Origin of the sequence: Falsiroseomonas sp. HW251 (genome assembly GCF_050563545.1) — a bacterium.
Taxonomy (GTDB): domain Bacteria; phylum Pseudomonadota; class Alphaproteobacteria; order Acetobacterales; family Acetobacteraceae; genus Falsiroseomonas.
In genome coordinates this window covers 85,354-108,912 of the sequence record NZ_JBNXUM010000010.1, presented here as the reverse complement: position 1 = coordinate 108,912, position 23,559 = coordinate 85,354, and the positions used below count along the sequence as shown (strand labels likewise).

The 23,559-nt window shown below is 70.4% G+C and carries 21 protein-coding genes and 2 pseudogenes; 16 read left to right on the top strand and 7 right to left on the bottom strand.

Annotated elements, in window-relative coordinates:
• The first annotated feature begins 10 nt into the window (after positions 1-10).
• Together ACLF3M_RS14025 and ACLF3M_RS14020 are read left to right on the top strand one after the other, a co-directional pair.
• Positions 11-1,558 carry an alpha-N-arabinofuranosidase gene (locus ACLF3M_RS14025; protein WP_430657558.1) on the top strand — a complete coding sequence of 516 codons (1,548 nt, stop codon included), beginning with the start codon at positions 11-13 and terminating at the stop codon, positions 1,556-1,558.
• 14 nt (positions 1,559-1,572) lie between these two features.
• A pseudogene (locus ACLF3M_RS14020) lies at positions 1,573-2,490 on the top strand (dihydrodipicolinate synthase family protein).
• Here the strand turns inward: ACLF3M_RS14020 and ACLF3M_RS14015 are convergent.
• Positions 2,487-3,359 (bottom strand): SMP-30/gluconolactonase/LRE family protein, encoded by an 873-nt coding sequence (locus tag ACLF3M_RS14015; RefSeq protein ID WP_430657557.1) that lies wholly within the window; start codon positions 3,357-3,359, stop codon positions 2,487-2,489. The pseudogene ACLF3M_RS14020 and the gene ACLF3M_RS14015 sit on opposite strands and share 4 nt — an antisense overlap.
• A gap of 103 nt (positions 3,360-3,462) precedes the next feature.
• Here ACLF3M_RS14015 and ACLF3M_RS14010 point away from each other — a divergent pair, with 103 nt between their 5' ends.
• Positions 3,463-4,521 (top strand): aldose epimerase family protein, encoded by a 1,059-nt coding sequence (locus ACLF3M_RS14010; RefSeq protein WP_430657556.1) that lies wholly within the window; start codon positions 3,463-3,465, stop codon positions 4,519-4,521.
• Here ACLF3M_RS14010 and ACLF3M_RS14005 read toward each other — a convergent pair.
• Positions 4,500-5,126, bottom strand: a complete 627-nt coding sequence (locus tag ACLF3M_RS14005; protein ID WP_430657555.1) for a TetR/AcrR family transcriptional regulator — start codon at positions 5,124-5,126, stop codon at positions 4,500-4,502. The two genes, ACLF3M_RS14010 and ACLF3M_RS14005, sit on opposite strands and share 22 nt — an antisense overlap.
• Before the next feature lie 142 nt (positions 5,127-5,268).
• Between ACLF3M_RS14005 and ACLF3M_RS14000 the strand changes: the two genes are divergently transcribed.
• The 6 genes and pseudogenes from ACLF3M_RS14000 to ACLF3M_RS13975 all read left to right on the top strand — a co-directional run bounded on the left by ACLF3M_RS14000 (position 5,269) and on the right by ACLF3M_RS13975 (position 10,299).
• Entirely contained in the window at positions 5,269-5,754 is a 486-nt protein-coding gene (locus ACLF3M_RS14000; protein WP_430657554.1) for a (2Fe-2S)-binding protein, read from the top strand.
• A complete protein-coding gene (locus ACLF3M_RS13995; RefSeq protein WP_430657553.1) occupies positions 5,751-6,806 on the top strand; it encodes an FAD binding domain-containing protein in 1,056 nt (351 codons plus the stop codon). The genes ACLF3M_RS14000 and ACLF3M_RS13995 overlap by 4 nt, the downstream gene beginning before the upstream one ends.
• Complete coding sequence (locus tag ACLF3M_RS13990) at positions 6,799-9,060, top strand: xanthine dehydrogenase family protein molybdopterin-binding subunit (protein ID WP_430657552.1); 2,262 nt, start codon at positions 6,799-6,801, stop codon at positions 9,058-9,060. The genes ACLF3M_RS13995 and ACLF3M_RS13990 overlap by 8 nt, the downstream gene beginning before the upstream one ends.
• An 80-nt stretch (positions 9,061-9,140) precedes the next feature.
• Positions 9,141-9,572 carry an ABC transporter substrate-binding protein gene (locus ACLF3M_RS13985; protein ID WP_430657551.1) on the top strand — a complete coding sequence of 144 codons (432 nt, stop codon included), beginning with the start codon at positions 9,141-9,143 and terminating at the stop codon, positions 9,570-9,572.
• A pseudogene (locus ACLF3M_RS13980) lies at positions 9,560-10,081 on the top strand (isocitrate/isopropylmalate family dehydrogenase); the annotation flags it as partial. The gene ACLF3M_RS13985 and the pseudogene ACLF3M_RS13980, both read left to right, overlap by 13 nt.
• A 53-nt stretch (positions 10,082-10,134) precedes the next feature.
• A complete protein-coding gene (locus tag ACLF3M_RS13975; RefSeq protein WP_430657550.1) occupies positions 10,135-10,299 on the top strand; it encodes a hypothetical protein in 165 nt (54 codons plus the stop codon).
• 36 nt (positions 10,300-10,335) lie between these two features.
• Here the strand turns inward: ACLF3M_RS13975 and ACLF3M_RS13970 are convergent, their stop codons facing one another.
• On the bottom strand, positions 10,336-10,764 hold the full coding sequence (locus ACLF3M_RS13970; protein ID WP_430657549.1) for a hypothetical protein: 429 nt from the start codon (positions 10,762-10,764) through the stop codon (positions 10,336-10,338).
• A gap of 66 nt (positions 10,765-10,830) precedes the next feature.
• On the opposite strand from ACLF3M_RS13970, the gene ACLF3M_RS13965 reads away from it, so the two are divergent.
• The gene (locus ACLF3M_RS13965; protein WP_430657548.1) at positions 10,831-11,010 is read left to right on the top strand and encodes a CoA transferase; all 180 of its coding nucleotides are present in this window, start codon (positions 10,831-10,833) and stop codon (positions 11,008-11,010) included.
• A gap of 141 nt (positions 11,011-11,151) precedes the next feature.
• Here the strand turns inward: ACLF3M_RS13965 and ACLF3M_RS13960 are convergent, their stop codons facing one another.
• The 3 genes from ACLF3M_RS13960 to ACLF3M_RS13950 are packed head-to-tail and all read right to left on the bottom strand — an operon-like array spanning position 11,152 to position 13,757.
• Complete coding sequence (locus ACLF3M_RS13960; RefSeq protein ID WP_430657547.1) at positions 11,152-11,913, bottom strand: glucose 1-dehydrogenase; 762 nt, start codon at positions 11,911-11,913, stop codon at positions 11,152-11,154.
• The gene (locus ACLF3M_RS13955) at positions 11,913-12,776 is read right to left on the bottom strand and encodes an isocitrate lyase/PEP mutase family protein (protein ID WP_430657546.1); all 864 of its coding nucleotides are present in this window, start codon (positions 12,774-12,776) and stop codon (positions 11,913-11,915) included. Before ACLF3M_RS13955 ends, ACLF3M_RS13960 begins: the two co-directional genes overlap by 1 nt.
• A gap of 21 nt (positions 12,777-12,797) precedes the next feature.
• On the bottom strand, positions 12,798-13,757 hold the full coding sequence (locus ACLF3M_RS13950) for a Bug family tripartite tricarboxylate transporter substrate binding protein (protein ID WP_430657545.1): 960 nt from the start codon (positions 13,755-13,757) through the stop codon (positions 12,798-12,800).
• Positions 13,758-13,916: 159 nt separating this feature from the next.
• On the opposite strand from ACLF3M_RS13950, the gene ACLF3M_RS13945 reads away from it, so the two are divergent.
• The 4 genes from ACLF3M_RS13945 to ACLF3M_RS13930 are packed head-to-tail and all read left to right on the top strand — an operon-like array spanning position 13,917 to position 19,246.
• Positions 13,917-14,705: a class II aldolase/adducin family protein gene (locus ACLF3M_RS13945; protein WP_430657544.1), complete on the top strand. Its 789-nt coding sequence runs from the start codon at positions 13,917-13,919 to the stop codon at positions 14,703-14,705.
• Complete coding sequence (locus ACLF3M_RS13940; RefSeq protein WP_430657543.1) at positions 14,702-15,964, top strand: NAD(P)/FAD-dependent oxidoreductase; 1,263 nt, start codon at positions 14,702-14,704, stop codon at positions 15,962-15,964. The genes ACLF3M_RS13945 and ACLF3M_RS13940 overlap by 4 nt, the downstream gene beginning before the upstream one ends.
• The gene (locus ACLF3M_RS13935) at positions 15,961-17,523 is read left to right on the top strand and encodes an ABC transporter substrate-binding protein (protein ID WP_430657542.1); all 1,563 of its coding nucleotides are present in this window, start codon (positions 15,961-15,963) and stop codon (positions 17,521-17,523) included. The genes ACLF3M_RS13940 and ACLF3M_RS13935 overlap by 4 nt, the downstream gene beginning before the upstream one ends.
• Before the next feature lie 13 nt (positions 17,524-17,536).
• Complete coding sequence (locus ACLF3M_RS13930; protein WP_430657541.1) at positions 17,537-19,246, top strand: gamma-glutamyltransferase family protein; 1,710 nt, start codon at positions 17,537-17,539, stop codon at positions 19,244-19,246.
• Between the two features lie 9 nt (positions 19,247-19,255).
• Here ACLF3M_RS13930 and ACLF3M_RS13925 read toward each other — a convergent pair whose 3' ends face one another.
• Complete coding sequence (locus tag ACLF3M_RS13925) at positions 19,256-20,482, bottom strand: patatin-like phospholipase family protein (protein ID WP_430657540.1); 1,227 nt, start codon at positions 20,480-20,482, stop codon at positions 19,256-19,258.
• A 160-nt stretch (positions 20,483-20,642) separates the two neighbouring features.
• Here ACLF3M_RS13925 and ACLF3M_RS13920 point away from each other — a divergent pair, with 160 nt between their 5' ends.
• A complete protein-coding gene (locus tag ACLF3M_RS13920; RefSeq protein WP_430657539.1) occupies positions 20,643-22,025 on the top strand; it encodes a M20/M25/M40 family metallo-hydrolase in 1,383 nt (460 codons plus the stop codon).
• 1 nt (position 22,026) lies between these two features.
• Positions 22,027-23,559: an AbgT family transporter gene (locus ACLF3M_RS13915; protein ID WP_430657538.1), complete on the top strand. Its 1,533-nt coding sequence runs from the start codon at positions 22,027-22,029 to the stop codon at positions 23,557-23,559.

Here is a 23,559-nt window from a genome sequence, read left to right as displayed (position 1 = left end):
GGGGAAACGCATGCGCAAGGTAGAGGCCCTGGTGGACCGCGACTTCACCGTGGGAGAGACGGACCGTCGCCTGTTCGGCGCCTTCGTCGAGCATCTCGGCCGCTGCGTCTATGGCGGCCTCTACGAACCCGGGCACCCCACCGCCGATGCGCATGGCTTCCGCGGCGACGTCATGCAGCTGGTCAAGGAGCTCGCGCCGACCATCATGCGCTATCCCGGCGGCAATTTCGTCTCCGGCTACAACTGGGAAGACGGCGTGGGCCCGAAGGACAAGCGGCCGCGGCGCCTCGACCTCGCCTGGATGTCGACCGAAACCAACGAGGTCGGCACCAACGAGTTCATGGACTGGTGCAAGGCCGCGGGGATTGAGCCGATGATGGCCGTCAACCTCGGCACTCGGGGCGCTGATGCCGCGCGCAACCTGCTGGAATACTGCAACCATCCGGGCGGCACGCATTGGTCCGACCTGCGACGTCAGCACGGCTGGGAACAGCCGCATGGCGTGAAGTTCTGGTGCCTCGGCAACGAGATGGACGGGCCGTGGCAGATGGAACGCAAGACCGCCGACGAATACGGCCGCGTCGCGGCGGAGACGGCCAAGCTGATGCGCTGGGTCGATCCGACGATCGAGCTCGCGGCCTGCGGCTCCACCTCCCGCACCATGCCGACCTATGGCGCGTGGGAGAACACGGTGCTGGAGCACACCTTCGACTTCATCGACTACATCTCGCTTCACACCTACCTCAACGACTATGCCGAGGACACCGCGGCCTTCCTCGCCAGCCCCGACCTCATGGATTCCTTCATCGAGGAGGTGACGGCAATGGCGGATGCCGTCGCCGCGCGGCGCCGGTCGCGCAAGCGGCTAATGCTGAGCTTCGACGAGTGGAACGTGTGGTACCGCACGCGCCGGCGGCCGGCCGACCGGGTGAAGCCAGGCTGGCCCGTCGCGCCGCACATCCTGGAAGAAGTCTACACGATGAAGGACGCGCTCGCCTTCGGCGGCGCCTGCATCGCGCTGCTGAACCACGCCGACCGCGTGAAGGTCGCGTGCCTCGCGCAGCTCGTGAATGCGATCGCGCCGATCATGACCGCGACCGGCGGGCCGGCCTGGCGTCAGACGATTTTCTTTCCGTTTGCCGACTTCAGCAATCTCGGTCGTGGCCGCGTGTTGCAGGCTCGCCTCGACAGCCCGACCTATGCCGCGACCTACTACGACCCGCGCGGCTCCGACGATCACCGCTACCCGCTGCCGGCGGTACCCTATGTGAAGCTCTCGGTCGTGCACGATCCCGATGGCGGGCATCTCACGGTCTTCGCGCTGAACCGGCACCTGACGGAGAGCATGCCCTTCGACCTCGTCGCGCGCGGGTTCAAGGGCCTTTCGCTCGCCGGCGCGACGCAGCTGCGCCACGACGACCTCGGCGCGGTAAACACGCAGGACCGGCCCGAGCATGTGAAGCCCTCCCCACTCGGCGGCGTGGACGTCGCTGGCGACCGGGTGGGCGCGACGCTCCCGCCGGCGTCGTGGAACGTGATCCGCCTGCGCGCGGCGTGAGGAGGGCCACCGACATGCCCCAGCCCTATCGCGGCGTCTTTCCCGTCGTGCCGACCATCTTCCATGCGGACGGCACGCTCGATCCGGAAGGTCAGCGCCGCGCGATCGACTTCATGATCGATGCGGGTTCGGAGGGGTTGTGCATCCTGGCCAACTTCTCCGAGCAGTTCACCCTGACCGACGACGACCGCGAGCAGGTGATGCGCGTGGCGCTGGAACACGTCGCCGGACGCGTGCCGGTCATCGTGACCACGACCCACTTCGCCACCCATGTCTGCGCCGATCGCAGCCGCCGCGCGTAGGAGATGGGCGCGGCGATGGTGATGGTCATGCCACCCTATCACGGCGCCACCATCCGCATCGGTGAGGCCGCGATCCATGAGTTCTTCCGCCGCGTCTCCGACGCGATCTCCATCCCGATCATGATTCAGGACGCGCCGGTGGCGGGCACGCCGCTGCCGGCGCCCTTCCTGTCGCGGATGGCGCGGGAGATCGCGAACGTCTCCTACTTCAAGATCGAGGTGCCTCAGGCCGCGGCCAAGCTGCGGGACCTCATCGCGCAGGGTGGCGAGGCGATCGTCGGCCCCTGGGACGGGGAGGAAGCGATCACGCTCATGGCTGACCTCGACGCCGGCGCGACGGGGTCCATGACCGGTGGTGGCTTCCCCGACGGCATCCGCCAGATCATGGATCCCTGGTTCGCTGGCGACCGCGCGGCCGCGATGGATGCTTATTGCCGCTGGCTGCCGCTGATCAACTACGAGAACCGGCAATGCGGTTTCCTTGCGGCCAAGGCACTCATGGAGGAAGGTGGCGTGATCCGTTGTGGTGCGCCGCGTGGCCCAGTCGGGCCGCTGCATCCCGCGACGCGCGCGGGCCTGATCGAAGTCGCGCGGCGCCTCGATCCGCTGGTGCTGCGCTGGGGGCGCTAGCCCGCGAAACCATGCGCGGGAAGGCCCGGGACCTCCGTGCGGAGCGACAGCACCGCGCCGTCGGCCTCGCCGGGCTGCTCCAGTCCGACGCGTGCGGAGGTGATATAGAGCGTCCGCAGATCGGCGTTGCCGAAGGCGCAACTCGTCGGCTGGATCGCGGGCAGGGGCACCTCGCGGTCGATGCTGCCGTCGGGCCGGAACCGGATCAGCCGGCCCGCGCCCCAACGCGCATTCCACAGGCAGCCTTCCGTGTCTATCGCCGAGCCGTCCGGTGCGCCGGGGCCGCCCTCCGCGAAGGGGCGGCGGTTCGACAGCGCGCCGGTGACAGCATCGAAGTCGAAAGCGTCGATTCGGTTGGCGAGTGTGTCCGCGAAGTAGAGCAGCCTTCCATCCGGGCTCCAGCACAGCGTGTTCGCAATTCCGACATCCGCCGCCCAGCGCGTGCAGCTTCCGTCTGGACCGATCCGGAACAGCCCGCCGGAGGCGCGCGTGACCGGCAGGTCCTCCCGATCGGGGCCGATGTTGTTCTGCATTGTGCCGAGCCAGAGCCGACCGGCTGCGTCGCAGCGCGCCTCGTTCGCGCGGTTGCCGGTGTCGGGATCGGCGCCGATCCAGCGCCGCAGCGCGCCGTCCTGCTCCAGGAAGGCGACGCCGCTCGCGAGCGTCACGACCAGGCCGCCGCCGCAGCGCGGGATCGCGGCGGAGACGCTTTCCGGCATGATCCAGCGTTGCCGTGCGCCAGTTGCTGGATGCCAGCGATGCACCTCGCGGGCGACGATATCCACCCAGAGCAGCGCCGCAGTGTCGGCATCCCAATGCGGCCCCTCGCCGAGGATGTTGCGTGCGGCGAGTGCGACGACGGGCTGCATGCGCGTTTCCTCCTTCGGCCGGCCTCCAGCCTTGCAGCGGGGGCGGGGGCCGGCAAGCAAGGTGCGACGGGACCGTCGGGCCTGCCACGAAAGTGAGGCGAGGATGTCGATCTCGGTAAGCCATTACGGCACGCTCGCGGACGGCACGGCGATCGAGCGCTACACGCTGCGCGCCGGCGTGCTGGAGTTGGACTGCATCACGTACGGCGGGATCGTCACCGCCATGCGCGTCCCGAACCGGCAGGGCGTCAATGCCAATGTGGTGCTCGGCCTGCCCAGCCTGGAGGATTACGTCGCGCGCAGCCCGTATTTCGGCGGCCTCATCGGGCGCTACGGCAATCGGATCGGCGGTGCGCGCTTCGTGCTGGACGGCGCCGCCTTCGCGCTGGCCGCGAATGACGGCCCGAACAGCCTTCATGGCGGGCGCGCCGGCTTCGACAAGCGGGTCTGGACGGCGACGCCGGAGCCTGCGGCGGAGGAGGCGTGCCTCGTTTTGGCCCGGCGCAGCCCGGATGGCGAGGAAGGCTATCCCGGCACCCTCGAACTCCGTGTGACCTACCGGCTGCGCGCCCCGGCCGATTTCATCATCGACTACGAGGCGACGACCGATCGGCCGACGGTGCTGAACCTCACCAGCCATGGCTACTTCAACCTGGCAGGCGAGGGCGCCGGCACGATCGAGGATCATGAACTGATGATCCGCGCCGGCGCCTACCTCCCGACGGACGCGAAGCTCATTCCGCGTGGGCCGCCGCAGGCGGTGGCGGGAACGCCCTTCGACTTCACGCGCCCGAAGCGGATCGGCGCCGCGCTGCGGGCATCGCATCCGGACCTGCTTGCCGGACGCGGCTATGACCACAACTTCGTGCTGGACGCGGCGCCGCGCGGCGCAGAGCGGCTCGCCGCGAGGCTGCAGGATCCGCTGTCCGGCCGCAGCATGGAGGTGCTGACCACCGAGCCCGGCCTGCAATTCTACAGTGGCAACTTCCTGGACGGCACGCTCGTCGGCCCATCCGGCGCCGCCTATCGCCAAGGCGACGGCCTGTGCCTGGAGACGCAGCACTTCCCGGATTCGCCGAACCGGCCGGATTTCCCGTCCACGGAGCTGCGCCCGGGTCAGCGCTTCATCTCGTCCACTACCTATCGCTTCGGCCTGACCTGACGTCCCGGCGGCGCGCCGGCCGCGTCAGGCCGCAGCCGCAGCCCATCGAGGAAGACGTCGAGCAGGCGCATCACCTGGGCCTGCCAGCCCGGCCCATCCTGCAGGTAACAAAGGCCGATCACCGCGCGCAGCAGGTCCGGCGGGCCGATGTCGCGCCTCACCTCGCCTGCCTCCGCGGCCGGTCCCAGCAGTATCGCGATCGCGTCCTGCATGCGACCCGTCGTGTGCGCCATCAACTCCGGCGGCTTGTGCGCGGCTAGCGCAAGGGCGGAGGCCATGCCCTTCTTCGTCGCAACGAACTCTATCAGCGCCTGCATCCATCGGCGAAGCCCATCCAGCGGCGGGCCCTCCGCCGCCAATTGCCGCGCCAAATCGGCCAGCTGGTCGACCTCGCGCCGGTAGACCGCCTCATAGAGCGCCTCGCGGGTCGGGAAGTGGCGGTAGAGCGTGCCGATCCCGACACCAGCCTCGCGTGCCACCGTCTCGAGACCGACCTCCGTGCCGCCACGGCTGAAGACGGCCTTGGCGGCTTCCAACACGCGTTCGCGATTCCGGATCGCGTCCGCCCTGGGCCTACGCTCCGCGTTGCCGGCCTGCTCCGCCATGGTCGGCCCTCGTCTCCCCACGTCAAACGGAACACGCCTCCACTTGCTGCTTGAAAGCGGAGGTTGCCTCCGTATATAAGCCGCTATCGGCGACCACCCTAGGGCCGCGCCGCCCTTCCGCCCACCACCTCGGAGGCTTCGCATGGGCCTGTCCGTCACCCTTACCGTGAACGGCGTGCCACGCACGGTGGCGCTCGACGATCCCCGCGTCACGCTGCTGGATCTGCTGAGGGAGAGGCTGGACCTCCCCGGCACGAAGAAGGGCTGCGACCGCGGCCAGTGCGGGGCCTGCACCATCCTGCTCGACGGGCGGCGCGCCAATGCTTGCCTGGCGCTTGCGCTGAGCCATGACGGAGCGGAGATCGTGACCATCGAAGGCTTGGCGCAGCACGAGCAGCTGCATCCCGTGCAGGCCGCGTTCATCGAGCACGACGCCTTCCAGTGCGGGTTCTGCACGCCGGGCCAGATCATGAGCGCGGTCGGCCTGATCGCCGAAGGGCAGGCCGGCGAGGACCCCGAGCGCGTGCGCGAGGGCATGAGTGGCAATCTCTGCCGCTGCGGCGCGTATCAAGGCATCACCGAGGCGGTGGTGGAGGCGACACGTGCCGTGCGGGGAGACGCCGCATGAACCGCTTCGACTATGTGCGGCCGCGCAGCGTGGCGGAGGCCGTCGCGGCCGCGGCGCAGCCCGGCAGCGCCTATCTCGCCGCCGGCACCAACCTGCTCGATCTCATGAAGATCGGCGTCGCACGCCCGGCGCGGCTGGTGGACCTGAACCACCTGCCTGGTCTCGATGCGATCGAGGAGCTGCCAGAGGGCGGCGTCCGGGTCGGGGCGCGGGTGCGCAATGCCGACCTCGCTCATGATTCGGCTTTCTCACGCCGCTTCCCCGCAGTGGCGGAGGCGCTGCTGTCCGGCGCGTCGGGCCAGTTGCGCAACGTGGCGACGGTCGGCGGCAACCTGCTGCAGCGCACGCGCTGCGCCTACTTCCAGGACACCGCCAGCGCCTGCAACCGGCGCGACCCCGGCAGCGGCTGCGACGCCCGCGGCGGGGAGAACCGCCTGCACGCCGTCCTCGGCTGGAGCGAGCACTGCATCGCGACGCATCCCTCGGATTTCTGCGTCCCGCTCGTCGCGCTCGATGCGGTGGTGGAGATCGAGGGGCCGTCAGGCGCGCGCGAGGTCCCGCTGCGCGACTTCCACCTCCTCCCCGGCACGACGCCGGAGCGGGAGAGCGTGCTGGCACCCGGCGAGCTGATCGTCGCGCTGCGCCTGCCGCCTGGCGCCGCCGACTTCGCCGCGCATGCGCGCTACGTGAAGCTGCGCGAGCGCACCTCCTACGCCTTCGCCGTGGTCTCCGCCGCCGCGGCGTTGCGGATGGCGGATGGCAGGATCGCGGAGGCGAGGATCGCGCTCGGCGGCGTCGCCGCGAAGCCCTGGCGCGCGGCCGAGGCTGAGGCGTCGCTGGCCGGTGCGACGCCGGATGCCGCCGCCTTCCGCCGCGCGGCCGAGATCGCGCTGGCCGAGGCGAAGCCCTCCGGCGAGAACGGCTTCAAGATCGAGCTGGCGAGGCGCATCGTCGCCCGCGCCCTGTCGCTTGCCGCGGCCGGCACGCCGGACCGCCTGCCGGCGCTGCCGGCGTCTCCCTTCGCCCCTGTTCCCGGAGGCCGGCATGGCTGAGGTGGCCCGCATGCGTCATGGCTCCAGCGCCGGCCAGCCCATCACGCGCCGCGACGGCGCACTGAAGGTCACGGGCGCTGCCCGCTTCGCCGCGGACAACCATCCCGCCGGCATGCTCTACGCCGTGCTGGCGACCAGCCGCTTTGGCCGCGGCCGGGTGGCGTCGCTCGATATCGCGGCGGCGCGCGCGCATCCCGGGGTGGTGGAGGTGATGACGCCATCCAACCGGCCCCCTTTGGCGCTGCATCCCGACGACAAGGCCATGCCTTTCGCCTTCCGCATGGATCTGCTGCAGGACGACCGCGTGCGCTATGCCGGGCAGCCCGTTGCCGTGGTCATCGCGGAGACGCTCGAGGCCGCGACGGAAGGCGCGGCCCTGCTGGCTCCGCGCTACGAGGCCGAACCCGTCGAGACGACGCTGGACGCAGCGGAGGTCTTCGTGCCGCCGGCGGTCGGCGTCGGCGATGCACCGGAGCACCGGCACGGCGATGCCGAGGCCGGCCTGGCCGCCGGGGCGCGACGGATCGAGGCGACCTACGAGACGCCCTTCCAGTTCCACAACGCGATGGAGCCGCATGGCGTCGTCGCGGCATGGGACGGCGACGCGCTGTCGCTCGACATGCCGACGCAGGGCTTTGCGCTGACGCAGGCGCGGCTTGCCGGGCTTTTCGGCATCCGTCCGGAGGACATCCATATCCGAAGCCCCTTCATCGGCGGCGGCTTCGGCTCGAAGCTGCTGTCGGGCCCGCAGGTGCTGGGCATCCTCGCCGCCCGCCTTGTCGGCCGGCCGGTGAAGCTCGTGCTGACGCGCGCGCAGATGTTTGGGCCGGTGACGCATCGCGCGCCGACGCGGCAGACGCTGCGGCTCGGCGCCGCGGAGGACGGCGCGCTGACCGCGATCCATCACCACGTCCGCACCGCATCCAGCCGTTTCGACGACTTCTTCGAGCCCGCGGCGGGCGTCACCCACACGCTCTACGCCGCCCCCGCGATCATGACGACCAACGAGGCGGTTCGGCTCGATACCGGCACGCCGGGCTTCATGCGCGCACCCGGCGAGGCCAGCGGCAGCATCGCGCTGGAAAGCGCGATCGACGAGATGGCCTTCGCCTGCGGCATGGATCCGCTGGAGTTCCGCCTGCGCAACTACGCCGAGGTCGAGCCCGTTTCCGGCAGGCCCTTCTCTTCCAAGGCGCTGCGCGAGTGCTACGCGCAAGGCGCCGAGCGCTTCGGCTGGTCCGGGCGCAGCCTTGCCCCGCGCGGGATGCGCGACGGGCAGGGGCTGCTGGTCGGCTGGGGCGTCGGCACCGCGACGTTCCCCGCGCTGATGTTCCAGGGCGAGGCGCGTGCCGTGCTTCACCGCGACGGCGGTGCGACGGTCGAGATCGGTGCGCATGACATGGGGCAGGGCGCCTGGACGGCGCTGGCGCAGATCGCGGCCGAGAGCCTCGGCGTCGATCACGAGACCCTGGCATTCCGCTCCGGCCATTCCGACTTGCCAAATGCCGGCATAGCCGGCGGCTCAGCGCATACCGCCACGGCGGGCAGCGCGATACGCGATGCCGGCACCAAGGCCATCGCGGCCCTGGCGGAGATCGCCGTCGCCGATCCGCAATCGCCGCTGTTCGGCGCGGGCAATGTCGGCGTCGTCGCACGCGGCGGCCGGCTGCTGCGCCGCGACGATGAGAGCCGTGGCGAACGCTTCGCGCAGATCCTCGCCCGCGCCGGCCGCGACTCGGTCGAGGGCCGCGGCAGCGCGGCCGCGGACCCCGCGCTGGCGGAGCGCTACGCCATGCACGCGCATGGCGCCGTCTTTGCCGAGGTGAAGGTCGATCCCGAGCTCGGCCAGGTTCGCGCGACGCGCCTGGTCGGCGCCTTCGCCGCTGGCCGCATCATCAACCCCCGCCTGGTCCGGAGCCAGTATTACGGCGGCATGATCTGGGGCGTGTCCTTCGCGCTGCATGAACGCGCCGTGCTGGACCCATGCAGCGGGCGGGTGATGAACGCGGATCTCGCGGAATACCACGTGCCGGTGAACGCCGATGTTCCGTCGCTGGAGGCGATTCTGATCGAGGAGGAGGATCCGCATGTGAACCCGCTCGGCATCAAGGGCGTCGGCGAGATCGGCATCACCGGCACCGCCGGTGCGATCGCGAACGCTGTCTGGCATGCGACGGGCGTGCGCGTCCGCCACTTCCCGATCGCTATCGAGCGGCTTCTGGTGCCCTCGCCGGCGGCCGTCGACAACGCCTGAGAGTTCCGCCGCGACCCCTCCGCCCACTCCCGGGCTTAGAAGTACCGCGTCATACGGCGCCGCTCCGCTTCCAGGATGTCATGATCTCACCCTGGAAGCGGCACGCCGTGCGGCGCTGGCTCGTTCTTGCGGCGGATCACCGCGGAGAGGGCCATGCTCATCCCGCGCAATGTCGTCGATACGAGGCGAATGGCGGCCGCGTGGTCGGTGCGATCCGCCATCCGCTGGGCACCACGGACTATTCGGGCTTCCTCCAGCAGGCCAGCCGAAGCCGCGCGCAGGTGATCGGACTGGCCAACGCCAGCCCGGACACCGGCAACGCGATCCGTCACGCCGCGGAGTTCCGCGTCACGCGCAACCAGCGCCTCGTCGCCTTCCTGATGTTCGTCAACGACGTCCACGCCGTCGGGCTCGACGCCGCGCAGGGGCTGCTGCTGATGGAGGCCTTCTACTGGGACATAGACGACCGGACTCGCGCCTTCAGCCGCCGCTTCCAGGCCGGAAGAAGGTGACCCTCGTCCAAAAGGCGAATGTGCTGAAGGCCCTGACGGGCCTCTTCCTGGAGTCCGGGCGCAAGGTCGCACAGGAATACGAAGGCCGGGTCGCCTGCGACGACCGGATCGTGGATGCCTGCGCGATGCAGCTCGTCCTGAAGCCCGAGCAGTTCGACGTGATCGTCACGACGAACCTGTTCGGCGACATCCTCTCCGACCTGCTCGCCGGGCTCGTCGGCGGCCTCGGCATGGCGCCGGGGGCGAATATCGGCCCCAATGCGGCGATCTTCGAGGCGGTGCACGGCTCCGCGCCCGACATCGCGGGCAAGGGGGTGGCGAACCCGCTGGCGCTGCTGCTCGCGGCCTGCCTGATGCTGGAGCATGTCAATGAGGAGGCGCTGGCGCACCGCATCCGCGACGCCGTCGCGCTGACGCTGGAGACGGACCGGATCCGCACGCCCGATCTCGGCGGCAGCGCGCGGACGATGGACTTCGCCCGCGCGGTCACGCGACGCCTTGCCGGCTGAACGGCCACTACCCCGCACGGAAGGCACACGGACGACGCCAAAAAGGCTCCGACTTGCTCGTCAGGGCGCTCTCCCGCCTGCGGCTCGACAACCGCTGGATGCTGAATGCCACCAAGCCCGTCGGCAACTACGGCCAGATGTGCGAGCGCAATGTCGGACAGGCGAGCACCGGAAGCTGCAGCGCGGGCCCGATGCGCCGTGGAACCGAGCCGGGCTGACGTACGCCGTCCTCTTCCGCTGAGCGGCTGAGCCCTCTACCGCGCCCCGCGCTTCCCGCGCCGTGCCGGCGCGCGCGGGGCGGCTGGCGGCTCCGGCTCCGGTCCCGCCGCGCGGGCCACCAGCAGCACCGCCGCCGCGCGCGCCGGCACGTCCAGCCGGCGATAGTGCCGTAGCAGGGCCTCCTCGTCGGGGGCTAGCAACCCGAGCTCGCCCTGCGGATCCTCCAGCATCTCGGGGGGCAGCAGGTCGCCGGGCTCGAGGCCGAGGACGAACGCCTCGTCCACCTCGAGCGCGGCGGAGAGGCGGCGCAGCGCGGTGCCACGGGGCAGGCGGCCGGCACCCCGGACCAGGGCCAGCACGCTGCCCGCCGGCAGGCCCGCGAGGCGGTCCGCGTCCTCGGCGGACAGGCCCAGGCGCTCGAGCCGCCCCTCGATCCGGGCAGCGATCTCCTTGCTGGGCTCCATGCCTGTCGTCTCCCCGATCTCGGCCGCAGTCTCGCCTGTGCGCCGGCGTCGCGGTAGGACACCCGCATGAGCACCATGCCGCGCCCGCTGGAAGGCCTGCTCGTCCTGTCGCTAGAACAGGCCGTCGCCGCTCCTCATTGCAGCGCGCGGCTGGCCGATGCCGGCGCGCGCGTCATCAAGGTGGAACGCGCGGAAGGCGACTTCGCGCGCGGCTACAACAAGGCCGTCGGCGGCCTTTCCAGCTAATTCGTCTGGCGTCTCGATCATCGCGCCGCCTGTGCGGGTGGACGGGCAGGGACCGACGCTCGGCCGCGTGCCCGCCATCGGCGAGCACGATGCGCTGATCAGGCGGGATTTCGCGGTCTGAAAGCCCGTGGCGCCGCCGCTCTAGACGACCGCCGTCATCCCGCCATCCACGAACAGCACCTGGCCATTGACGTAGCTCGCCGCGTCGGAGGCGAGAAAAACGGCGGCGCCGCCGAGTTCCTCGACGCGCCCCCAGCGCCCGGCCGGCGTGCGCTTCGACACCCATTCCGAGAAGACGGGATCCTCGACCAGGGCCTTATTCATCTCGGTCTCGAAGTAGCCGGGCGCGATGCCGTTCACCTGCAGGCCGAACTTCGCCCAGTCCGCGCACATCCCCCGGGTCAGCATCCGCACCGCGCCCTTGCTGGCGGCGTAGGGCGCGATGCCCGGACGGCCGAGTTCGCTCTGCACGGAGCAGATGTTGACGATGCGCCCGCGACCACGCTCGATCATGTGCCGCGCGACGTACTTCGCGACGTAGAAGACGGCGTCGAGGTTGGTGCGCATCAATTCGCGCCAGGTCTCCTCGGGGTAGTCCTGCAGCGCGGCGCGGCGCTGGATGCCGGCGTTGTTGACCAGGATGTCGAGGTCGCCGCGCGACAGCACCGCCGCGACGCCGTCCTGAACCGCGGCGTGGTCGGTGACGTCGAAGGGCGCGATTTCCGCGCGCAGGCCGGCCTGCGCCAGCAACTCCGCGGCGCGGCCGAGCTTGCCGCCGTCGCGGCCGTTCAGCACCACGGTCGCCCCGGCTTCCGCCAGCGCGCGGGCGATGGCGAGCCCGATGCCCTGGGCGCCGCCCGTGATCAGCGCGCGGCGGCCCGAGAGATCGAAGATTCCGGCCATCAGCCCGCCGTCTTGAAGCGACTGGCCTGTTTCTCATAGGCGTTGTAGCCCAGCGCCTCGCGCATCTCCGGCCCTGGGATGGCGGCCGCCGAAGCCGACTGGCCCGCCGCGATCGCGGCCAGCCCGCCCCTGATGGCGCCGATCACAGGCGAGAGCATGCCGGTCGGGAAGGTGCCGATCTTCAGGCCGAGTTCGGCGGCGCGCGCCTGGCTCGGCACCTCGCGCGGCGCGCCGGGCGAGAGCACCGCGAAATGCGGCTTGCCCTTCGACGCCTTCACGGCGGCGCGGATCTCCTCCTCGTCCTTCGGGCTGTCGAGGAAGAGGATGTCGGCGCCCTCGTCCACATACATCTCGATCCGCGCAAGCGCTTCCTCGATCCCCGCGGTCGGCCGGCAGTCCGTGCGCGCCATCACCAGGATGCCGCTGTCCCGGGCGGCTTCCACCGCGGCGCGGATCTTCATCCGCACCTCCTCGCGCGGCATGCAGGGCTTGCCGTCGGAAGTCAGCGCGCGCGGGGTGATCTTGTCCTCGATCAGCACGGCGGCGGCGCCGGCGCGGCCATAGGCGCGGACGGTGCGCTGGACGTTCATCGCATTGCCGTAGCCGTGGTCGCCGTCGGCGAGCACCAGCAGATCGGGCGCGGCGCCGCGCACCATCTCGAGGCTGTTTAGCATCTCCGCGAAGGAAATCAGGTCGAGGTCGGGGCCGCCGAGCCGCGCGGCGGCGCAGCAGGAGCCCGACAGGAAGACGGTCTTGAAGCCGGCCTCGTGAGTGAGCTTGGCGGTCAGCCCGTCCCAGACCGCGGGCATGGCGACGAAGCCGGGTTCGGCGAGCAGGGCCCGCATTCTTTCGGGTGGGGTCATTGTGATCTCCTTCATCAACCTTCAATCACGCCAGGGCTTCCGGGCCCAGAGCGCGCGCAACTGCGCATCCTGCTCGAGGAAGAGCGACTGCTGCGCCGCGGCGGTCATCGGGCGCAGCGGCAGGTTCGCGCGTTCCGCTGCCGCGATCCATTCGGGATCGGCGTTCGTGGCGGCAACCGCGGCGCGCAGCGCGTCGCGGATCTCGGCGGGCAGGTTGGGCGGGGCGACCAAGCCGCGCGTGGAGCCCTGCACCACGGCGAAGCCCTGCTCGCGCATCGTGGGCACGTCGGGCGTGCCGGACCAGCGCGTCTCCCCGCCCTGCGCCAGCGCGCGCAGCGAGCCGTCGCGCAGTAGGGCCTGGCCTTCGCTCATGTTGAAGGAACCGCAGTCGATGCTGCGGGACAGCAGGTTGGTGATGATCGGCGGCGTGCCGTTGAAGGGGACGTGGGAGAACTCGATCCCCGTCACGCCCTGCAGGCCCAGGATCAGCAGATGGTCGTCGCTGCCCGCGCCGGCGGTGCCCGCGCTGACCTGGCCCGGCCTGGCGCGCGCCGCGGCGACGAGGTCCGTGACGTCGCGGATCGGGCTGTCCGCGCGCACCCAGAGACCGCAGGGATCGTCGATCACGTTGCCGAGGAAGGTGAAGTCCTGCACGCGGTAGCGCACCTGGCGCTCGATCGGCAGCACGATGGAGTTTGGCGCCTGCGCCGCGCCAATGGTGAAGCCGTCCGGCGCGGCCTGCGCAATGCCCTCGAACGCAAGCTGGCCGGCGGCCGTCGCACGGTTCAGCACGACGAAGTTCGATCCGGGCAGCCGGCGCGACAGGAAGGGGAGGAAGGTCCGCGCCAGCACGTCCATGCCGCCGCCCGGCGGTCCCGGCACGAAGACCTGGATCGGCCGCTCGCCGGGCCACGCGGCATGCGCCAGGCGCGGCACGGCGAGCGCAGCGGCCAGGCTGCCGATCATCTCCCTGCGTCGCATCGGCGTTCCTTCCCCGAACCGTCCCGCCGGTGCCGGCGGTGGCCAGAGCATACAGCGCGTGGGCCGAACGGCCAGACCCTGCGCGTCCTCGTCTGGACCGTCTGGCCGCGAAGCGCCATCCTCCGCCCGGGATCGTCACCAGGGCACGCCGGACGCCGCATGCGATACGACACGAATTTCCGCTGCATCCGCGACGAGGTGAGCCTCGGCGAATGGGAAGCGCGCGTGCAACTCGCGGCCTGCTACCGGCTGGTGGACCTCTTCGGTATGACGGACCTCATCTACAACCACATCACCGTCCGCATTCCCGGCACCGAGCAGCTGCTGATCAACCTCTATGGCCTGCTCTACAAGGAGATCACGGCGTCGAGCCTCGTGCGCATCGACGTCGAGGGCAACATCCTGTGGAAGCCAGAGACCGACTACGGTATCAACGTCGCGGGCTACGTGATCCACGGCGCGATCCACAAGGCGCGGCCGGATGTGGCCAGCGTGATCCACACCCACACCCGCGCAGGGATGGCGGTGTCGTCGATGGCCTGCGGGCTGCTGCCGCTGAACCAGACCGGCATCCGCTTCCACGGCCGCATCGGCTACCACGACTACGAAGGCCCCGCGATCGACAAGGACGAGCGCGACCGGCTGGTGCGCAACCTCGGTGAGCACAATGCGCTGATCCTGCGGTCCCACGGGTTGCTGACCTGCGGGCCGGATATCCCGCAGGCCTTCAACCTGATGTACCAGTTGGAGATGGCGTGCCGCGCGCAGGTGGATGCAATGGCGGCGCGGACCGAGCTGATCGTCCCGTCGGATGAGGTGCTGGCGCGCACGGTGCACCTCTACAAGCCGGGCACGCGGCGGCCCTATGGCGTGCTGGAATGGCCGGCGATGATCCGGCTGCTGGAAGCCGAGGGCGCGAAATCCGGCTTCCCGCACTACGCGACATGATGGCCGACGCGACGCCGCGCCGCGTCCTGGTGATCGGCGCCGGCATCGTCGGCCTGGCGCTGGCCTTCCGCCTGCGGCGCGAGGGCGCCGAGGTCGCCGTGGTGGACCCCGAGCCGCCGGGTAAAGGGGGCGCCAGCTTCGGCAATGCCGGTGCGATCAGCGCGAGTTCCGTCGCGCCGCTGGCGATGCCGGGGATGCTGAAGCAGGTGCCGCGCATGCTGCTGGACCCGTCGGCGCCGCTGCATGTGCCCGCGGCCTATTGGCTGCGCGCGATGCCGTGGCTGCTGCGCTTCGTCGCCTCCGCGCGGCCGGCGCAGGTGGCGCGGGCCGCGGCGGCGCTCGATCAGCTGCAGCACCTCGCGACCGAGCAGCACATCGACCTCGCGCGCGAGGTCGGCGCGCCGGAGCTGATCCGGATGACCGGCAACCTCTACCTCTATCGCTCGCGCGAGCAGATGAGGAAGGACGACGCGGCATGGGATCTGCGTCGGGCCTATGGCGCGCGCGTGGAGGTGCTGGACCGCAACGGCATCGTCGAGCTGGAGCCGGAAGCCGCGCCCGCCTACCAGGTCGGCGTCTTCCTGCCTGACCACGCCTGGTGCGCCTCGCCGGCTCGCTATGCGCATGCCGTGGCCTCAGCCTTCCTACAGGGCGGCGGCGAGATCAGGCGCGACCGCATCAAGGCGCTGGTCGTGACCGCGGGCCGCGTCACCGGCGCGCAGGGCGACGCGCAGCTGCATAGGGCCGACGAGGTCGTGGTTGCCGCCGGTGCCTGGTCGGCGAAGCTCGTCGCGCCGCTGGGCTACCGCATCCCACTGGAGACGCAGCGCGGCTACCACGTGAACCTGGTGGATCCTGGCATCGCGATCAGGCGCCCCGTGGTGCCGGCCGACCGCAAGGTCTTCATCACGCCGATGGAGACGGCGCTGCGCGTCGCCGGCACGGTGGAGTTCGGCGGCCTCGATCGCGCTCCCGACGAACATCGAGCGCGGCTGCTCTATGACGACCTCGCCGCCGTCTTCCCTCAGGCGCGCTTCACGCGGAAGGAGCCCTTCTGGATGGGGCACCGTCCCTGCCTGCCGGATTCCGTGCCCGTCATCGGCCCGGCGCAGCGCATCGGCGGGTTGTGGTTCGCCTTCGGGCATGGGCATCTCGGCCTCACGGGATCGGCACCGACGGCGCGGATGCTGGCGCCGGCTATCCTCGGGCGGCCGGCGAACCAGGATCTCGCGCCGTTCGCGGCGGAGCGCTTCGCATGAGGATCCTCGGCATCGCCGCCGCGGCCGCGATGGCCTGCAGCGCGGCGGGGGCGCAGACGCTGACCATGGGCGTGCAGGCGAGCTTCGGCATCGACCCGCATTTCATCTTCCTCGGCCCCAACATGGCCGCCGCGCGACATGTCTTCGACACGCTGGTCGATCGCGACGCCGACAGCCGCTGGACGCCCGGCATCACGGAAAGCTGGACCGCGGTCGGGCCGCAGGTTTGGGAATTCCGGCTGCGCCGCGGCGTGAAGTTCCACGACGGCTCGGAGCTGACCGCGGAGGACGTCACCTTCTCCTTCGAGCGGGTGCCGTCCATCCCGGCGAACCCGGGCCCCTACACGCCGAACCTCCGCGGGATCGAGCGGGTGGAGGTGGTGGATCCCTGGACGATCCGGCTGCACACCAGCTTCTCGAACCCCGTGCTGCCGGGGCAGCTGACGAACATCTTCATCGTCTCGCACCGCGCGGCGCAGGGCGCCTCGCCCTCCGACTTCAATGCCGGCCGCGCGGCGATCGGCACCGGCCCCTTCCGGCTCGAGCAGCACCGCGGCACGGACGGCATGAGCGTCACGCGCTGGGACGGCTATTGGGGCCGGCAGCCGGAGTGGCAGCGCGTGAACATCCGGGTCATGTCCAACGACGCCTCGCGCATGGCCGCGCTGCTGGCGGGCGACGTGGACCTGATCGAGGAGGTGCCGACGGGCGACGCCGCCCGGATCGAACGCTCGGGCCGCGCCAGCGTCTTCCGCAAGGCGTCGGACCGCGTGATCTTCCTGCTGCCGCATGTCGGCGCGGAGCGACTGCCGCTGATCACTGACAGCGAGGGCAGGCCGCTCGACCGCAATCCCTTCCGCGATCCGCGCGTGCGCCAGGCGCTGAGCCTCGCGATCAACCGCGCGGGGCTGGTCGAGCAGATCATGGACGGCAGCGGTGTCCCGACAGGACAGCTTGTGCCCGAAGGCTTCGGCGGCTGGGATCCCGCGATTCCCGTGCCGCCTTACGACCCCGCCCAGGCGCGGCGCCTGCTGGCCGAGGCCGGCTATCCCCAGGGGTTCGGCTTCACCATCGCCTGCCCGAACAACCGCTACGTCAACGACGCCCGCGTCTGCCAGGCGCTGGGCCAGATGTTCGCCCGCGCCGGCTTCCAGGCACGCGTCGAGACGCAGCCTGGCACGACCTTCTTCGCGCGTACCGCGGTCGGCCGGAACGACGTACCGCTGGTCTTCTTCGGGCAGTCCTCTTCATCCACGCGCGACGCGACGCATGTGCTGAGCCTCGCGATGCACAGCCAGGTCCTGGCGCAGGGCTGGGGCCAGTCCAACCGCGGCGCCTTCAGCGATGCCGGCGTCGACCGTCTCATCGAGACCGCCGCCTTCCAGATGGAAGGCGACCGCGAGGCCGCGCTGCGCGCCGCGATGGCCGAGGCGATGCGCCTGCATGCGGGCATCCCGCTCTACACCCAGATGGTCATCGCCGCGGCGCGCACCGGCATCGTCTACGAGCCGCGGCTGGACGAGCAGACCGTCGCGATCCACGCGCGCCGCGCGAGGTAAGGGAGCACACGCCATGCGTCGCTACGCCACCGGACGGCCGACCATCAGCGGCACGCGGCACGCCATCAGCGCCGGCCATTACCTCGCCGCGGCCGCGGGCTACGCGATCCTTGAAGCCGGCGGCAACGCCGTGGATGCGGGCTGCGCGGCGGGGCTCGCGCTCGGCGTGCTGCAGCCCGACCTGGTCTCGGTCGCGGGCGTTGCGCCCATCATGGTCCGGCTGGCCGACGGCACGACGGAGACGATCGCCGGCCTCGGCCATTGGCCGCGCAGCCTGCCGCCGGACGTCTTCATGCGCGAGCATGGCGGGACGATGCCGCAGGGCGTGCGGCGGATAGTCGTGCCGGCCGCGCCCGATGCCTGGATCCAGGCGCTGGAGCGACACGGTACGATGAGCTTCGGCGACATCGCCGCCGCCGCCGTCCGCTTCGCCGGAGAAGGCTTCGCGGTCTACGACCTGCTCGCCGGGAGCATCGCGAACTACGAGAAGGACTATCTCCGCTTCCCGCAGAACGCCGCGATCTACATGCCGGGCGGGAAGGTCCCGGTGGTCGGCCAGAAGCTGGTGCAGGCAGACCTGGCGCGCAGCCTGACCTACATGGTGGAGCAGGAGAAGGCGGCGGCGGGGAAGGGCCGGATGGCGGGGCTCGCCGCCGCGCATGCCGCCTTCTACCGCGGCGACCTCGCGCGCGAGATCACGCGCTACGTCGCGCAGGAAGGCGGTTTTCTGTCGATGGAGGACCTCGCGGGCTTCCGGTCCCGCATCGAGCCCGTCGTGGCGCGGCGCTGGCGTGGGCATGAGGTGATGGTCTGCGGCCCGTGGTGCCAGGGACCCGCTCTGCTGGAGGCGCTGCTGATCGCGGAGAAGCTGGGGCTGGATGGGCTGGAGCACAACTCCGCAGCCTATCTTCACGTCCTGACCGAGGCGCTAAAGGGCGCGCTGGCGGACCGCGAATACCACTTCACGGATCCCGCCTTCGGCCTTGTGCCGGTGGACGAGTTGCTGTCGGAAGCGCATGTCGCCGCGCGTGCCGCCGCGGTGGACCGCGCGCGGGCCCATCCCTCGATGCCGGAGCCGATCCTGGGCCGCGCGACCGCGCTGCCTGGCGCCACCAGGGCCGAGCTGCCGAAGGTAGAAGCGGATACCTCCTACGTCGCCGTCGTTGATCGCTGGGGCAACGCCTTCAGCGCGACGCCGTCGGACGGATCGGCCAATGTGCCGGTCATCCCCGGCACCGGCCTGGTCGTGTCCGGCCGCGGGTCGCAGAGCCGGCCCGATCCCGCCCACCCCGCGGGCGTCGCGCCGGGCAAGCGGCCCCGGCTGACGCCGAACCCGGCGATGGTGGTGACGAAGGATGGCGGCGTCATGCCCTTCGGCACGCCGGGCGGCGACGTGCAGATCCAGGCGATGCTGCAGGTCATGCTGAACATCCTGCATTTCGGCATGGAGGTGCAGGAAGCGATCGAGGCGCCTCGCGTCGCGACCTATGCCTTTCCCTCGTCCTTCGCGCCTTACGAGTACTTCCCGAAGCGGCTTGCCGTGGAAGGCCGCATCCCGTCGGCGGTGCGCCAGGAACTCGGCGTTCTGGGCCACGAGGTGAAGGACTGGCCGGACACGACCTGGCTCGCCGGCAGCGTGGAAGTCGTGCTGCGCGATCCCGCCGCGGGCATGCTGCACGCCGGCGCGGATCCCCGGCGTCCGGCCTACGCCATCGCGGGGTAGGGCGCGCGCCTACTCCTCGTTGACGATCACGCCCACCGTGGGGGGGCGGTCCATCCACGCTCTGCCGCTGCGCCCGCGCGCTTCCCCGTAGGCGAACAGCGCCCGCATGAAGCCCTGGTCGAAGGGCTCCGGCCGCGGCGCCTGGAAATCCTGGCCGATCGCCGCCAGGCGGAAGGCGATGCCGTCGCGCTGCGCGGTCAGCTGGATGCGCTGCACATCGGCTACACCGCCGAAATGCAGCAGCGTCTCCACCGACCGGCGCGCGATGCCGAAGATGGAGCGGTTCACTGCGCCGGGTTCGACGTCGAATCGGCCATTGCGCACGACCCACACCGTGCGCTGCCGTGTGCCGCGCCAGCCCCGCACGTCGCCGGGCAGATCGAGCGCTGGCGGGTAGAGGAAGATCTGCGTCGCCGCCCCGCCATCCACATGCATTTCCTGATGGCGGCGGCCGTCGAGCTCGACATCGACGAACACCGGCGGGAACGCGCCGGGGATCGAGGCCGAGGCCAGCAGGATGCGGCGGAACAGCTCCAGCGCCTGGGGATGGCGGCTCGCTGCGATGGCGCCGATGTTCCAGACGACCGGGCGGCGCAAGTCGAGGTTGGTCGTGCCGATCAGCAGCAGCCGCCCGCGCCCGTATTCCCGTGCGATGGCATCCAGCATGCGCTGGTCCGCGTGCCGGCTGATCAGGTCATAGAGTGGCGAGGCATCGGCCAGCGATTCGCCGAACAGCAGCGCGGTCACGATCCGGCCGAGCACCAGCACGTCGGCCTGCGCGGTTTCCGTGAAAACCTCCCGCAGCTGCGGGTCGTAGTCCGGCCCGAGGAAGGCGAACGGCGCGATAAGCGCGCCGGCGGAAACGCCGGTGACGACCTGGAACTCGGGCCGCGTGCCGGCGGCGGTCCAGCCGACCATCAGCCCCGCGCCGAAGGCCCCGAAATCGCCGCCGCCCGACAGCGCGAGGAAGTCGGCGGGCGGCGGCAGCGCGCCACGGCGCGGGGGCGATTCCTCCGTCCGGCGGCGTTGCACGGCAAGCGCGGCTTCCCGCGACCATGCCTCGGTGTCGGCATCGGCCCAGAGCCGGGCGTTGGGGACGCCGAGCACGGCGATCCCCTCGGTCCGCTGCGCCGGCGGCGGGTCGAGCCGGGTGAAATTCGCGCATCCCACCAGCAACAGGCAGAACGCGAGCGCCGCCGCCCATTTGCGTATCGCCGCGCCGCGCTGTCGTGCCATGCTCGGCAATCTAGCGCGGCAGCGGCGTTCCGGCAGCCCGGAATCCCGTCGGGACGCCATGCCAAGCCGCGGGACGCCGCGCGCATTCGGCGCGACGGCGCAGGGCGCTACGATCGAAGCTCGATGGGGCATGTCCCCGGGACGGGAAGGAAGCGGACCCATGGCCGGGCTCGACGCCGTGCTGGCGCATATCGATGGCGATTTCGACAAGGCGCTGGAGCGGCTGTTCGCCGTGCTGCGCATCAAGTCAATCTCGACCGACCCGGCCTATGCCGAGGAATGCAAGCGCAACGCCGACTGGCACGCCGAGGACCTGCGGTCCATCGGCTTCGATGCCGCGTCGCGCCCGACCAAGGGGCATCCGATCGTCGTCGGCCATGACCGCAGCGCCGGCGGCAAGACCGCGCTGTTCTACGGCCACTACGACGTCCAGCCGGTCGACCCGCTCGATCTCTGGACCAAGGACCCGTTCGAGCCCGCCATCGACACGCTGCCCGACGGCACCAAGGTGATCCGCGCGCGGGGCTCGGCCGACGACAAGGGCCAGCTCATGGCCTTCGTGGAGGCCTGCCGGGCCTGGAAGAAGGTCGCGGGCAAGCTGCCCATCGCCGTCTCCATCCTGCTGGAGGGCGAGGAGGAATCGGGCGGCGCCAACCTGCCGGGCTTCCTCGAGGCGAACAAGGCGGAGCTGAAGGCCGATATCGGCCTGATCTGCGACACCAACATGTGGGACCCGCAGACGCCGGCGATCGTGACGATGCTGCGCGGCCTCTGCGGCGAGGAGATCACCATCCACGCCGCCGACCGCGACCTGCATTCCGGCTTCTACGGGATGGCGGCGGCGAACCCGAACCGGATCCTGGCGAAGATCCTGGCCGATCTGTACGACGAGAACGGTCGCATCACGCTGCCCGGCTTCTACGACGGCGTGCCGGAACTGCCGGAGAGCCTGAAGAAGCAGTGGGACACGCTGGGCTTCACGGTGGAGGGCTTCCTCGGGCCGATCGGCCTGTCGATCCCGGCCGGCGAGAAGGGCTATTCCGCGCTGGAGCAGACCTGGTCGCGCCCGACCGCCGAAATCAACGGTATGGGCGGCGGCTACCAGGGCGAGGGCTTCAAGACCGTCATTCCCGCGAAGGCGTCGGCGAAGATCAGCTTCCGCCTGGTCTTCGACCAGGACCCGCACGCCATCCGCAAGGCGTTCCGGGAGCATGTGAAGGCGCGCGTTCCCGCGGATTGCAAGGTGGAGTTCAAGGAACACGGCGCCGGCCAGGCGATCCGCTTCCCCGACACCGACCCCGCCTTCGCGAAGTGCCGCCAGGCGCTGTCCGACGAATGGGGGAAGCCCGCGGTCTTCATCGGCGGCGGCGGGTCCATCCCCGTCACGCACCAGCTCAAGCAGTCGCTCGGGATGGACGTGGTGCTGGCAGGCTTCGGCCTCGACGACGACCGCATCCACAGCCCGAACGAGAAATACAACCTCGAGAGCTTCCGCAGGGGCATCCGGTCCTGGGCGCGGATCCTCGACGCACTGAGCAGGTGATATGACCGACCGCGCCGATTCCCGCACGGGCATGCAGAGGATTCTCGACGTGGTGGAGCGCGTGGGCAACCGCGTGCCGCATCCTGTGATGATCTTCGTCTACCTCATCGGCATCGTGATCGTGCTGTCGGCGTTGCTGGCGGCCTTCGGCGCGCAGGTCTCCTACCAGGCCTACAACCCTGCGACCGGCGACATTGAGCCGGCATCGACAGCCGCGCGGAGCCTTCTGACGATCGAGGGCGTCCGCTTCATGTTCACCGGCGTCGTCGCCAACTTCATGGGGTTCAACGCGGTCGGCGTGATCATCATCGCCATGGTCGGCGTCGGCGTCGCCGAGGAATCGGGCCTGGTGAAGGTGCTGATCCGCAAGCTGGTGATCGTCGCGCCGGCGAAGGCGCTGACCTACATCCTGGTCTTCGTCGGCATCGTGTCGTCGATCGCGGCGGATGCCGGCTACCTCGTGCTGATCCCGCTGGCCGCGGCCGCCTTCATCTCGGTCGGGCGACACCCGCTTGCCGGTCTGGCCGCGGCCTTCGCGGCGGTGGCCTCGGCCTTCCTCGTCAACGTCCTGATCGTGCCGACCGACGGCATCCTGACTGAGATCACCAACGACGCGATCCGCCTGGTGAACCCGAGCCGCACCATAGACCTCGCCGCAAACCTCTGGTTCTCCATCGGCTCGGTCGTGGTGCTGACGGTGGTGATCGCGCTCGTGACGGAGCGCGTCATCGAGCCGCGCCTCGGGCCCTACACCGGCGACTACAAGGTCGGCGGCGAAAATGCGCTGAGCGAAGACGAGTATCGCGGCCTGCGCTGGGCGGGTTTCGGCCTGCTCGGCGTCATCGCCTTCCTCTGCGTGCTGGTGCTGCCGCCCGGCGCGCCGCTGCGCCATCCCACGACGGGCGCGATCATCGGCGCCTCGCCCTTCATGAACAGCCTGATCGTGTCCATCGCGCTGATCTTCCTGGTCTGCGGCATCTGCTACGGACGGGGAGCCAGGACGATGGCAACGACGAACGAGGCGATCGGCGCCATGCAGAAGGCGATCGGCGGCCTGGCCGGGCTGATCCTGCTGCTGCTGGTGATCAGCCAGTTCATCGCCTTCTTCAACTACACCAACATGGCGACGCTGGCCGCGGTCTCCATGGCCGAGGTGCTGCAGCGCATGGCGCTGCCGCCCCTGGTGTTGCTGATCGGCTTCATCGTGGTGGTCTTCATCCTGGACCTCATCATCACGGCGGCGATCGCGAAATGGGCGATCTTTGCGCCGGTCTTCGTGCCGCTGCTGATGCAGCTCGGCGTGGAGCCCGAGGTCGTGCTGGCGGCCTATCGGGTGGGAGACAGCCCGATGAACTCGATCACGCCCCTCAACGCCTATTTCGCGATGATCGTGACCTTCGCCATCAAGTACCAGAAGGATGCCGGCGTCGGCACGGTGATCGCGCTGATGCTGCCCTATATCGTGGTGATCTCGGCTGTGTGGATCGTCCTCTTCGCTGGCTGGTTCCTGCTCGGCCTGCCCTGGGGCATCTGA

Coding starts and splice junctions, on each gene's coding strand:
- ACLF3M_RS14025 (WP_430657558.1), top strand. CDS start 11: ATGCGCAAGGTAGAGGCCCTGGTGGACCGCGACTTCACCGTGGGAGAG.
- ACLF3M_RS14015 (WP_430657557.1), bottom strand. CDS start 3,359: ATGCAGCCCGTCGTCGCACTCGCCGCACGCAACATCCTCGGCGAGGGG.
- ACLF3M_RS14010 (WP_430657556.1), top strand. CDS start 3,463: ATGTCGATCTCGGTAAGCCATTACGGCACGCTCGCGGACGGCACGGCG.
- ACLF3M_RS14005 (WP_430657555.1), bottom strand. CDS start 5,126: ATGGCGGAGCAGGCCGGCAACGCGGAGCGTAGGCCCAGGGCGGACGCG.
- ACLF3M_RS14000 (WP_430657554.1), top strand. CDS start 5,269: ATGGGCCTGTCCGTCACCCTTACCGTGAACGGCGTGCCACGCACGGTG.
- ACLF3M_RS13995 (WP_430657553.1), top strand. CDS start 5,751: ATGAACCGCTTCGACTATGTGCGGCCGCGCAGCGTGGCGGAGGCCGTC.
- ACLF3M_RS13990 (WP_430657552.1), top strand. CDS start 6,799: ATGGCTGAGGTGGCCCGCATGCGTCATGGCTCCAGCGCCGGCCAGCCC.
- ACLF3M_RS13985 (WP_430657551.1), top strand. CDS start 9,141: ATGATCTCACCCTGGAAGCGGCACGCCGTGCGGCGCTGGCTCGTTCTT.
- ACLF3M_RS13970 (WP_430657549.1), bottom strand. CDS start 10,764: ATGGAGCCCAGCAAGGAGATCGCTGCCCGGATCGAGGGGCGGCTCGAG.
- ACLF3M_RS13965 (WP_430657548.1), top strand. CDS start 10,831: ATGAGCACCATGCCGCGCCCGCTGGAAGGCCTGCTCGTCCTGTCGCTA.
- ACLF3M_RS13960 (WP_430657547.1), bottom strand. CDS start 11,913: ATGGCCGGAATCTTCGATCTCTCGGGCCGCCGCGCGCTGATCACGGGC.
- ACLF3M_RS13955 (WP_430657546.1), bottom strand. CDS start 12,776: ATGACCCCACCCGAAAGAATGCGGGCCCTGCTCGCCGAACCCGGCTTC.
- ACLF3M_RS13950 (WP_430657545.1), bottom strand. CDS start 13,757: ATGCGACGCAGGGAGATGATCGGCAGCCTGGCCGCTGCGCTCGCCGTG.
- ACLF3M_RS13945 (WP_430657544.1), top strand. CDS start 13,917: ATGCGATACGACACGAATTTCCGCTGCATCCGCGACGAGGTGAGCCTC.
- ACLF3M_RS13940 (WP_430657543.1), top strand. CDS start 14,702: ATGATGGCCGACGCGACGCCGCGCCGCGTCCTGGTGATCGGCGCCGGC.
- ACLF3M_RS13935 (WP_430657542.1), top strand. CDS start 15,961: ATGAGGATCCTCGGCATCGCCGCCGCGGCCGCGATGGCCTGCAGCGCG.
- ACLF3M_RS13930 (WP_430657541.1), top strand. CDS start 17,537: ATGCGTCGCTACGCCACCGGACGGCCGACCATCAGCGGCACGCGGCAC.
- ACLF3M_RS13925 (WP_430657540.1), bottom strand. CDS start 20,482: ATGGCACGACAGCGCGGCGCGGCGATACGCAAATGGGCGGCGGCGCTC.
- ACLF3M_RS13920 (WP_430657539.1), top strand. CDS start 20,643: ATGGCCGGGCTCGACGCCGTGCTGGCGCATATCGATGGCGATTTCGAC.
- ACLF3M_RS13915 (WP_430657538.1), top strand. CDS start 22,027: ATGACCGACCGCGCCGATTCCCGCACGGGCATGCAGAGGATTCTCGAC.